This window comes from Streptomyces sp. NPDC088910 (assembly GCF_044749865.1).
Lineage (GTDB): Bacteria > Actinomycetota > Actinomycetes > Streptomycetales > Streptomycetaceae > Actinacidiphila.
In genome coordinates, this window is sequence record NZ_JBIVIV010000009.1 from 280615 (window position 1) to 291950 (window position 11336).

8 protein-coding genes are annotated in these 11336 nt (G+C 72.2%); 2 read left to right on the forward strand and 6 right to left on the reverse strand.

Translation table 11 applies throughout. The annotated features are described in order from the left end of the window. Positions 1-204 precede the first annotated feature (204 nt). The 6 genes from ACIP4Z_RS22195 to ACIP4Z_RS22220 form a co-directional block, all read right to left on the reverse strand. Positions 205-1947 (reverse strand): amidohydrolase family protein, encoded by a 1743-nt coding sequence (locus ACIP4Z_RS22195; protein ID WP_401310565.1) that lies wholly within the window; start codon positions 1945-1947, stop codon positions 205-207. 48 nt (positions 1948-1995) lie between these two features. Further along, positions 1996-3120 carry an LLM class flavin-dependent oxidoreductase gene (locus tag ACIP4Z_RS22200; protein ID WP_391043245.1) on the reverse strand — a complete coding sequence of 375 codons (1125 nt, stop codon included), beginning with the start codon at positions 3118-3120 and terminating at the stop codon, positions 1996-1998. A gap of 111 nt (positions 3121-3231) precedes the next feature. Continuing rightward, positions 3232-4014, reverse strand: coding sequence for an SDR family NAD(P)-dependent oxidoreductase (locus ACIP4Z_RS22205; protein WP_401310568.1), 783 nt, complete (start codon positions 4012-4014; stop codon positions 3232-3234). A 53-nt stretch (positions 4015-4067) separates the two neighbouring features. After that, on the reverse strand, positions 4068-5024 hold the full coding sequence (locus tag ACIP4Z_RS22210) for an LLM class F420-dependent oxidoreductase (RefSeq protein ID WP_401310571.1): 957 nt from the start codon (positions 5022-5024) through the stop codon (positions 4068-4070). A gap of 3 nt (positions 5025-5027) precedes the next feature. Then, positions 5028-6287, reverse strand: coding sequence for an amidohydrolase family protein (locus ACIP4Z_RS22215; protein WP_401310574.1), 1260 nt, complete (start codon positions 6285-6287; stop codon positions 5028-5030). Positions 6288-6384: 97 nt separating this feature from the next. Then, positions 6385-7146 (reverse strand): AMP-binding protein, encoded by a 762-nt coding sequence (locus ACIP4Z_RS22220; protein ID WP_355337678.1) that lies wholly within the window; start codon positions 7144-7146, stop codon positions 6385-6387. A 601-nt stretch (positions 7147-7747) separates the two neighbouring features. Between ACIP4Z_RS22220 and ACIP4Z_RS22225 the strand changes: the two genes are divergently transcribed. Beyond that, entirely contained in the window at positions 7748-10681 is a 2934-nt protein-coding gene (locus ACIP4Z_RS22225) for a BTAD domain-containing putative transcriptional regulator (protein WP_355337675.1), read from the forward strand. 157 nt (positions 10682-10838) lie between these two features. Beyond that, a complete protein-coding gene (locus tag ACIP4Z_RS22230; protein WP_355337672.1) occupies positions 10839-11000 on the forward strand; it encodes a hypothetical protein in 162 nt (53 codons plus the stop codon). Positions 11001-11336: the final 336 nt, after the last annotated feature.

The following is an 11336-nucleotide window of genomic DNA, read 5'->3' on the forward strand; positions in this document are numbered from 1 at the left end:
TACGCGCCAGTCTGTCAGTCCCGCCGGCCCCGGGGCCCAGGACCGGAGTCCGACGCGATGACGGATGCGAAGACCGATGCGAAGACCGACGGGACGACCGACGCGGACCGGCAGCCGTACCTCATCGTCCGCCTCCAGCGGGGTGAGCGCGACGCCCAGCACGGCAGCGCCCAGCACGGCACCGGCCGCGCGGCCCTCCGCCGGTCAGGGGATGGTTCGGACGGTTGCCGTGTCGCGGCCGGATCTCAGGACGGTGCCGGGGACGGCGCCGGTGACGGTGTCGTCGCGGATCGTCTCGACGCCGTTGACGCGGACGCTGAGGATGCCGGTGGCGCGGGAGTCGAGGCGGGGGCTGTCGCCGGGGAGGTCGTGCAGGAGGGTGGCGGGGCCCGCGTCGATGCGTTCGGGGTCGAAGAGGACGAGGTCGGCGGCGTTGCCCGGGGCGATCACGCCGCGGCCGCGCAGGCCGAAGAGGCGGGCGGGGTCGGCGGTGAGCATGCGGACGGCGCGCTCCAGCGGCAGGAGTTGGCGTCCGCGCAGGCAGTCGCCGAGGAAGCGGGTGGTGTACGGGGCGCCGCACATCCGGTCGAGGTGGGCGCCCGCGTCGGAGCCGCCGAGCATGACGTCCTCGTGGTCCCAGGTGCGGCGGCGCAGCGCCCAGGAGTCGGGGTCGTTGTCGGTGGGCATCGGCCAGAGCACCGTGCGCATGCGGTCGTTGGCGCAGATCTCGACGATCGTCTCGAAGGGTTCCTGCCCGCGTTCGGCCGCGATGTCGCGGACGACCCGCCCCGACACCCCCTGATTCGCGTCGCTGTACGTGTCGCCGATCACGTAGCGGCCGAAGTCGGCGAGGCGGCGGAAGACCCCGGCCTCGGGGCTGGCGGCGCGGCGCAGCATCTCGGCGCGTACGGCGGGCTGCCGCAGCCGCGCGATGCGTTCGGGGACGGGCAGGGCCAGGATGTCGCCCCAGCCGGGGATGAGGTTCAGGGCGCAGAAGGTGCCGAGCGACATGTTCATGGGGGTGAGGATCGGCATGGTGAGGGCGACGATCCGGCCGCCCGCCTTGCGGGCCCGCTCCGAGGCGAGGAGCTGGCGCGGGACGCGTTCGGGGACGGCGGCGTCGATGGTGAGGACGTTCCAGTTGAGCGGGCGCCCGGCGACGGCGCTCATCTCCACGAGCAGGTCGATCTCCTCGTCCGCGAACTGGTCGAGGCAGCCCGCCACGATGGCCTCGATCTGGGTGCCCTCGTGCTCGCCCACCGCCCGTGACAGGGCCAGAAGTTCGTCCGGCCGCGCGTGCCGGGACGCGACCGGCCGTCCGTCGCCGTCGGAGTGCGTACTGGACTGCGTGGTGGAAAGGCCCCAGCCGCCTGCTTCCATCGATTCGTGGAAGAGCCGCAGCATGGCATCGAGTTGGTCCCGCGTGGGCTGTCCGCCGACCGCGTCGGCGCCCATCACATGGCGGCGCAGCGCGCAGTGGCCCACCATGAAACCGGCGTTGACGGCGATCCGCCCCTCCAGGGCGTCCAGGTAGTCGCCGAAGGACGACCACGTCCAGTCGACGCCCTCTTCGAGCGCCGCCAGCGACATGCCCTCGACCTTGGACATCATCCGCCTTGTGTAGTCGGCGTCTTCGGGCCGGTCGGGGTGGAGCGGCGCGAGCGTGAAGCCGCAGTTGCCGCCCGCGACGGTGGTCACGCCGTGGCTCATCGAGGGCGTGGCGAAGGGGTCCCAGAAGAGCTGGGCGTCGTAGTGGGTGTGCGGGTCGACGAAACCGGGGGTCAGGACGAGGCCGGTGGCGTCCTCCTGGGAGCGCCCGCTCTCGCCGAGGCCGCCGGGTTCGGCGACGGCCGCGATCCGTCCGCCGCGCAGCGCCACGTCGGCGGTACGGGAGGGCGCGCCCGTGCCGTCCACCACGGTGGCGCCCTTGATCACATGGTCGAACACGGGTGTGCTCCTCTCGTACGTCGCGCTGGTGCGTGCCGCCCGGTCGCGTTACGCCGCCGCCTGCCGGAACCGGGTCGTGCGGTGCACCGGGTCGGTGTCGATGACGGGTATGACGTGCTCGCCGATCAGCTTGATCGTGTTCATCGTGTCCTCGTAGCCGATGCCGATCGGCAGCCCGAAGGTCAACTGGTCGGCGCCCGCCTGCTCCCAGCGCTTGCACTGCGCCAGCACCTCGTCGGGGTTGCCGCAGATCATCAGCTCCTCGGAGATGAGCAGATCGATCAACTCCTCGGTGTAGTCCGGCAGAAGCTCGGGCCAGACCGGGATGCCGTCGGGACGCGGGAAGGTGTCGTGGTAGCGGAAGAGCAGCGACTGGAGGTAGTTGAGGCCGCCGCCGACGGCGATCTGCCGCGCCTTTTCGGTGGTCTCCGCGCAGATCGCGGTCGAGGTCACCATCACGTTGTCGTTGACGAAGTCGCCGACCGGCTCGGCCTGCCCGATCGCCGACTTGTACGACTCGACGACCCACTCCATGTCGGAGACCTTCTGCACGCTGAAGCCGAGCACGCCCAGGCCCTTGCGGGCGGCCATCGCGTACGAGGGCGGCGAGCCGGCCGCGTACCACATCGCCGGGTGGGAGCGGCCGTACGGCTTGGGCAGGATCTTGCGCGGGGGCAGCGACCAGTGCTTGCCGCTGAAGCCGGGGTACTCGTCCTGGAGCCACATCTTGGGGAACTCCGCGATGGTCTCCTCCCAGATCTCCTTCGTGTGGTTCATGTCGGTGATGCCCGGCATGAACCCGAGGATCTCGTGGCTGCCCGCGCCGCGCCCCGAGCCGAACTCGAAGCGTCCGCCGGAGAGATGGTCGAGCATGGCGACCTTCTCGGCGACCTTCACCGGGTGGTTGACCGGCGCGAGCGGGTTGAAGATGCCGGAGCCGAGGTGGATGCGCTCGGTGGCGTGGGCGAGATAGCCGAGGAAGACGTCGTTGGCCGACAGGTGCGAGTACTCCTCCAGGAAGTGGTGCTCGGAGGCCCAGGCGTACTTGAAGCCGGAGCGGTCCGCCTGGATGACGTACTCGGTCTCCTCGATCAGCGCGTGGTGCTCGGCCTCGGGGTCGGCCTTGGCCCGCGCGGCGGGCACATATCCCTGTACAAAGAGCCCGAATTCCAAGGGGTCACCATCCTCCGGTTTCTGACGCTCCGTCAGATCTGATCCGACTCTTCCACCGGCACGGTGGGGCGTCAATAGCTGATGGACCGTCAGATACGCTCGACGGCGGACTCAGAGCGCCGCGACTCCCGCCAGCCAGCCGCCGTCGATGACGAACGGCTGCCCGGTGACGTACGAGGAGTCCTCACTGGTCAAGAAGAGCGCGAGCCTGGCGATCTCGTCGGCCCGGCCCATCCGGCCCAGCGGCAGCAGCTTGCGGTAGAAGCGGGCGGTGGCCGCCGCCATCGCCTCCTGGTCGGCGGCCGGGTCGAGCACCGCGGGATTGGCCATCGGGGTGTCCACGGCGCCGGGGCACATCGCGTTCACCCTGATCCCGTGCGGCGCCAGCTCCAGCGCCGCCACCCGCGTCATGGCGACGATCGCCGCCTTCGTCGCCGCGTACGAGGTGAGCAGCGCCATGCCGCTGAGCGCCGTGTACGAAGCGGTGTTGACGATCGTGCCGCCGCCCGCGGCGGTCAGCGCGGGCGCGCAGGCCCGCATGCCGAGGAAGGCGCCCACCTGGTTGACCCGGACGACCTGGAGGTACTCCTCCAGCGGGGTGTCCGCCAACGCGTTGAAGCGCAGGATCCCGGCGTTGTTGACCAGTCCGTCGAGGCCGCCGAACTGCTCGTCGGCGTACGCCAGCGCCGCCGTCCAGTCGTCCTCGCTGCCGACGTCGAGCCGGGTGTAGCGGGCCGCGTCGCCGATCTCCTCGGCCAGCGCCGCGCCCTGGTCGTCCAGCACGTCCGCGAGCAGCACGCGCGCGCCCTCCGCGGCGAAGAGCCGGGCCTCCTGCTCGCCCTGGCCGCGCGCGGCGCCGGTGATCAGGACGGTACGGCTGTCGAGCTTGCCCATCCGGGCCTCCGGGGGTGGTGGGACAACGGGGGGTCAACGGGGGGCAACGGGACTCACCTGTCGAGGTGCGGTGCCACATCGGCGGCGAACGCCGCCATCTGGTCGAGGAGTTCGGCCACGCCCCGGCTGCGGAAGCGCACCTGGATCTGGTCGACGCCCATGGCCCGGTAGGCGCGCAGGCTCTCCGCGAGCGCGTCCGGCTTGCCGTGCAGGGTGTACCGGCCGACGTGCCAGCCGGGCTCGCCGACGTAGAGCGGTTCCGTGATCGCGCCGATCTCGATCGGGTCGGCGATCCCGGCCTCGGCGCGCAGCCGCCGGACGCGGTCGATCTGGCCCGGCAGCCGGTCGCGCGGGTCGCCCTGCGGCAGCCAGCCGTCACCCCTGAGGGCGGCCCTGCGGACGGCGGCCGGTGACGAACCGCCGACCCAGACCGGCGGCCGGGGCGTCTGCACCGGGCGTGGCCGCTGCCCGAGACCGGCGAAGTCGTATCGCTCGCCGTGGTGTTCGGGGAACTCGTCCTCGCCGAGCGCCGCCTTCAGCGCGTCGATGGTCTCGTCGAGTACGCCGCCGCGCCCGGCGAAGTCCGCGCCGACCGCGTCGAATTCCTCGACCACGTGCCCGGCCCCGACACCGAGGATCAGCCGCCCGCCGGAGAGCCGGTCGAGCGTCGCGTACTGCTTGGCGGTGGCCAGCGGGTGCCGCAGTCCGACGACGGCGACATGGCTGAGCAGCCGCACACGTTCGGTGACGGCGGCGAGATAGCCGAGGGTGGCCACCGGGTCGTACCAGGTGGTGGACATCGCGGCGGCCAGCCTGCGCGGCACCGCGATGTGGTCGCAGACGGCCACGTACGCGAAGCCGTGCCGGTCGGCGGCGCGGGCGACGGCGGCGAGTTCGGCCGGGCCCGCGTCGGCCTCCCAGCCCTCGGCGTACATCGTGCTCTGCGACTGGACGGGGAGTTGCATGCCGTAGGAGAGCCGCCCTGGCGGCAGCACGCGCGGGACGCCCATGGCCTACGCCCCCGCGCCGGGTCCCGGGACCGGCCCGCTCGAACCGGGCCCGGGCCACAGGCCGTCGGGGGTCAGGCCGAGCAGGTCGATGGCGTTGCCGCGCACGATCCGCTCCACCACGTCCTGGGAGAGGTGGCCCATCTGCGCCTCGCCGACCTCGCGCGACGTGGGCCACGTGGAGTCCGAGTGCGGGTAGTCCGTCTCGTAGAGGACGTTGCCGACGCCGACCGCGTCGAGATTGCGCAGGCCGACCGCGTCGTCGAAGAAGCAGCCGTAGACGTGCGAGGCGAAGGTCTCGGACGGCGGGCGCCGCACCTTGTCGGCGACCCCGCCCCAGCCGCGGTTCTCCTCCCAGACGACGTCGGCGCGCTCCAGGATGTACGGGATCCAGCCGATCTGCCCCTCGGCGTACATGATCTTGAGGTTCGGGAAGCGTTCGAGGGCGCCGGACATCAGCCAGTCGACCATCGAGAAGCAGCAGTTGGCGAAGGTGATGGTGGAGCCGACCGCGGGCGGCGCGTCGGCGGAGGTGGACGGCATCCGGCTGGAGGAGCCGATGTGCATGGCGATGACGGTGCCGGTCTCGTCGCAGGCACGGAAGAAGGGGTCCCAGTAGTCGGTGTGCACCGACGGCAGTCCGAGGTGCGGCGGGATCTCGGAGAAGCAGACCGCGCGTACGCCGCGCGCCGCGTTGCGCCGTACCTCGGCGGCGGCCAACTCGGCGTCCCACAGCGGTATCAGGGTCAGCGGTATCAGCCGCCCGCCCGCCTGCGGGCCGCACCACTCCTCGACCATCCAGTCGTTGTACGCGCGCACGCACAGCAGCCCGAGGTCGTGGTCCTCGGCCTCGGTGAAGGTCTGGCCGCAAAAGCGCGGGAAGGTGGGGAAGCAGAGCGCGGACTGCACATGGTTGACGTCCATGTCGGCCAGCCGCTCGGGCACCGAGTACGAGCCCGGCCGCATCTGCTCGTACGTGATCGCTTCGAGCCTGATCTCGTCGCGCGAGTAGCCGACGGCGGTGTCGAGCCGGGTCAGCGGGCGGCGCAGGCCCTCGTACAGCCACCAGTCGGCGAGCGGTCCCTCGTCCCCCGGCTCGCCCATCGTGGGCGCGAACCGGCCGCCGAGGAAGGTCATTTCCTTCAGGGGCGCGCGCACGATGCGCGGCGCGGTGTCGTGGTGTTTCGACGGGAGCCGGTCCCGCCAGACGTTGCCGGGCTCCACGGTGTGGTCATCCACCGAGATGATCTTCGGGAAGGTCTCCATGGGCACAACGGTAGCGCCGATCTGACGATCCGTCAGCTAACGTGTCGTCACATCGTTGGCGCTACGGGCCTCCGGGGCTCCCCGGCTGCGGCGGACGTCAGTCGGTCACCCGCACCGGCAGCAGAATCCGCCACACCGCGTCCTCCACGCCGTGCACGGCCGCGATCCAGCCGACGTTCTCCTCGTCGGTGCCCAGCCGTACCGCCTGCGCCAACTCCCCCATCACCTCGGTGAGATCGGCGTGCGCCATCGCGGGCTCCAGCCGCCCGCCGACCACGCCGTCGTCGTAGTAGCGGTGGTACGCGGGCGCGCTGCGCAGGACGCCGACCGGCCGCCAGTTCTGCGCCAGCCGCCACACGGGCTCGCCCGCGACGCGGACGCCGTCCGCCTCCATCACCTGGGTACGGGTGCGGTCGACGGCCAGCGCGGACCAGCCGTCGGAGCCGGTCAGCACCAGGTCGGGGTCGCAGCGGCGGACCGCGCGGGAGACCGCGTCGTTGGCGCCCGGTCCCGGCAGCACCAGCGGCACCGCGGCCATCCCCGCGTACAGGCAGCCGAAGAAGGCGCCCGCGAGGTCCGGGCCCTGCGGATAGGCGAGCAGCACGCGCGCGCCGGGAGCCAGCAGGCTGCCGAGCCGGGCGGCCACCGCGCGGGCCCGCCGGTCGAGTTCGGCGAAGCTGCACCCCGCGGTGCCGCTGACGGTCGTCCGCGGATACGGCAGCGCGGGCACGGCCTGCGGGGCGCGCTCGGCGCGGCGGCGCAGCAGTTCGCCGGGCAGCCGTCCGGCGTCCCCGAGCCGCCGCGTGCCGCCGTTGCCGCCGCCCCCGCCGCCGGGCCGCTCGCGGCCCTCGCCGCTCATCGCGGGCCCCGCGGCCGGGGCCGGCATCCGTCGTACGGATCCGGCCGGGCGCACCGGGCGCACCTCGCGTACCGGAGCCCGGAACAGCTCGGAACCGGCGGCCGACGGTAGTTGCCTCGGCCTGACAGGCAGTGACCCGATCGGCCCGTCCGGCTCACCGGCACCTGCCGCATGACTCGTGCACTCAGCACACATGAAACGCCCGCTACCTGTTCTTTCGCAGGACACACACCGGCATGGACCAGTCCCACACAGCACAACCTCCGCGCACGCACAGACGGAACCTCAAATTCCAGCCCAACTTTTGCTGCAAGTCCGGTTCGGGTCCTTGCACGGGGTGACCCCGGCGGCCCGACACGGCAAACTGGCACGGACGGTGCCGAACCCTCGGTCCCGTGCGCCATGCGGACAACTGTTCCGTCCGGCGATGAACGATTGATATACGTGCGGGCGACGGGCCGCGGGGGCGCCCGGCTTCGCGAATAATCGGGTCACGCACCATTCAGCGCCCGGCGGCCGACCACCGCCGGAGGCTGGCACAAGCAGTGCGCCGCTCCAGGCGCGGGTACACAATGAGCAGGTCCACGTTCAGGGGGCAGAGATGGAAAGCAGGACGGAACCGGGCAACAGCCTGCGGTTCGCGGTCCTCGGTCCGGTGCGCGCCTGGCGAGACGACGAGCCGATCGTCACCGGCGCACCACAGCAGCGCGCCTTGCTGGCCGCGCTGCTGCTGCGCGGCGGGCGCACGGCGACCGCGTCGGAACTGCTCGACGCCGTCTGGGGAGAGTCACCGCCCAACACCGCGCTCGCCGCGCTGCGGTCGTACGCCTTCCGGCTGCGCAAGGCGCTCGGCCCCGAGGCCCTGGTCACCGACTCCGGCGGCTACTCGCTGCGGGTCGCCGACGACGCGCTGGACTGCGCCGTCGTGGAGCGGCTGGCCGCCGAGGCCGACAAGCAGCGCGCCGTCGACCCGGTCCGCGCCCGCGAACTGCTGGGCACCGCCCTGGAGATGTGGCACGGCGAGCCACTGGCCGGCCTTCCGGGGCCGCACGCCGAGACGCAGCGCAACCGGCTCGCCGAATGGCACCTCGGCCTGATCGAGACCCGTCTCGAACTGGACCTGGAGCTGGGCGCGCACGCCGAGGCCGTCTCCGAACTCACCGCGGTCTCGGCCGAACACCCGCTGCGCGAGCGGCTGCGCGCCCTGCTGATGCTGGCCCTCTACCGCAGCGGCCGGCAGGCCGAGGCGCTCGGCGTCTACGCCGACACCCGCCGTCTGCTCGCCGAGGAGCTGGGCATCGACCCGTCGGCCGAACTGAAGGACCTGCACCAGAAGATCCTGGAGGCCGACCCCTCGCTCGCCGCCCCGGCCGGTTCCGCCGCCGGACCAGCCGAGATCGTACGGCCCGCGCAACTGCCTGCGACCGTCGCGGACTTCACCGGCCGCCGCAATGTGGTCAGGGAACTGAGCGAGCAACTGGCCCAGGCGTCGCAGGGCAGCGGGGTGATGGCGGTCTCCGCCGTCGCGGGCATCGGCGGCGTCGGCAAGACCACGCTCGCCGTCCATGTCGCCCACGCGGCCCGCGACTCCTTCCCCGACGGGCAGTTGTACGTCGACCTCCAGGGCACCGACCCGCGCCCGGCGGAACCCGAGGCCGTACTCGGCTCGTTCCTGCGCGCGCTCGGCACCCCGGACTCCGCGATCCCCGAGTCGCTGGCCGACCGCGCCGCGCTCTACCGCTCCACCCTCGACGGCCGCCGCGTGCTCGCGCTGCTCGACAACGCCTACGACGCCGCGCAGATCCGCCAGTTGCTGCCGGGCACCCCCGGCTGCGCCGCCCTGGTCACCAGCCGGGTGCGGATGGTCGACCTGGCGGGCGCGCATCTGGTCGACCTCGACGTGATGTCGCCGGAGGAGGCGCTCCAGCTCTTCACCCGGATCGTCGGCGAGGAGCGCGTCACCAGCGAACGCCAGGCCGCCCTCGACGTCGTCGCGGCCTGCGGCTTCCTGCCGCTGGCCATCCGGATCGCCGCGTCCCGGCTGGCCGCCCGCCGCACCTGGACCGTCTCCGTACTCGCCCACAAACTGGCCGACCAGCGGCGCAGGCTGGACGAACTGCGGGCCGGGGACCTCGCGGTGAAGGCCACCTTCGCCCTCGGCTACGGCCACCTGTCGGCGCCGCAGGCCCGCGCCTTCCGGCTGCTCTCGCTCGCCGACGGCCCGGACATCTCGCTGCACGCGGCGGCGGCCACCCTCGACCTGGACCCGTACGAGGCCGAGGAGTTGCTGGAGGCGCTGGTCGACATCAGCCTCATCGAGTCCGCCGCGCCCGCCCGTTACCGCTTCCACGACCTGCTGCGCCTGTACGCCCGCGAGTGCGCGGAGCGCGACGAGACACCGCGGGAGCGCTGCGCGGCGCTGTCGCGGGTGCTGGACTTCTACCTCGCCTCGGCCTCCTGCGCCTACGAGTTGGAGAACCCCGGCGACCGCGTCCTGGACCACCTCGCCCTCACCGCGCACTCCGGCCTGACCTTCGGCGCCCCGGACGAGGCCCTGGAATGGCTCTTCTCCGAGGCGCAGAATCTGCTGGCGGCCGTCCAGCAGGCCGCGGACGGCGGCTGCGAGGGCCCGATGCGCCGCGCCGTCGACCTGCTGCTGGTCGCCCAGGACCTGATGGAGTCCGGTGTCTACGCGCGGCAATACGAGCAGGCGACGCGGACACTGGTGACGACGGCGCACGACTGCGGGGACACGCTGGTGGAGGGGCGCGGGCGGATCTGGCTCGGCCAACTCCTGCGGATGTCGGGCCGGTTCGAGGAGGCCGAGACCGAGGCCAAGCGCGCCCTGGTGCTCGGCCTGGCCGCCGAGGACCCGATGACGTCGAGCTACGCGCCCAATCTGCGCGGCAGCATCGCCCACCAGGGCCAGCGCTTCGAGGCGTGCGCGGAGTACCACACCACCGCCCTTGAGGCTTTCCGCGCCGACGGCAACAAGCACGGCGAGGCGGCGGCGCTCAGCAATCTCTCCCGCGCGCAGATCGAACTGGGCGACATCGCCGCCGCGGTGGCGGCGACCGAACGGGTCGTCGCGATCTACCGCGAGCTGGGCGCCGGCTTCCGGCTCGGCAACGGCCTGTACGCGATGGGCATCGCGCTCACCGCGGAGGGCCGCCTCGACGACGCGTTGAGCTGCCTCACCGAGGCACTGGGCATCTTCCGGGAGGCGCGGCAGCAGTTCTGGGAGGGCATGACGCTCTTCCGGCTCTCCAAGGTTCACCTCGCGGGCGGCAGTTGGCGGCAGGCCGCCGCCCACACCGAGCAGTCGCTCGTCATCCTCCGCGAGGTCGGCGGCGAGTGGCGCACCGCCAACGCCCTGACCGTACTCGGCAGCGCGCTCGACGGCATGGGCCAGCCGGTCCGTGCCCACGCCTGCTGGCACGACGCCCTGGCCGTCTTCACCGCGCTCGGTTCGCCCGAAGCGGCCGATGTACGGCGCCTGTTGGGGGACGAATCATCCCCCTCTGTCGCGGTATAAGCCCAGGTCGATTCGCTCAACGCGCCCGTTTATCAGTTGATTATCGGTGGATGCCACGATTCCATCACTGCACGAGCTGCCCGCTCGGTGGTGTACGGGGGTCGCCACCGGGCGGGCTTTCACGACAGCACGTCCCCAAGCACACAGGGAGAGCACCATGAGCACCGAAGTTCCGAAGCTTCCGAAGACGGACCCGCCGGTCGACCCGGACAACTTCCACACCGACGGCACCGAGCAGACGGCTCCGGACGGGCTCCTCACGCCGAAGAAGCCCGTCGTCAAGCCGGACAACTTCCACACGGACGGCACCACCAAGTAGCTTCCGTACCCCGCTCTGGGGAGGGCGGGGCCGCGGAGGACCCCAAGGGGACCGCAGGGGGACTCACGGGGTTGATCAGGGGAAAACAGCACGGGGCAACAGGGGAACACGGGGGATCGGGGGACCGGGGAACCTCGGTGGGGGCCGAGGGGGACCGGTGAAAGCCGCCCAAGGGGGGGCCGGGTGACTGCGGGGGGTTCCACAGCACGCACCCGGGGGCGCACCAAAGACTGACCGCGGCGCGGAGGGGGCGCCGCGGTCAGTCCGCGTCCGGGTCCGGTGCCGGGCGCAGGTCAGTCCGCTTCCGCGGGCCGGGGCCGCTCGCAAATCAAGCCT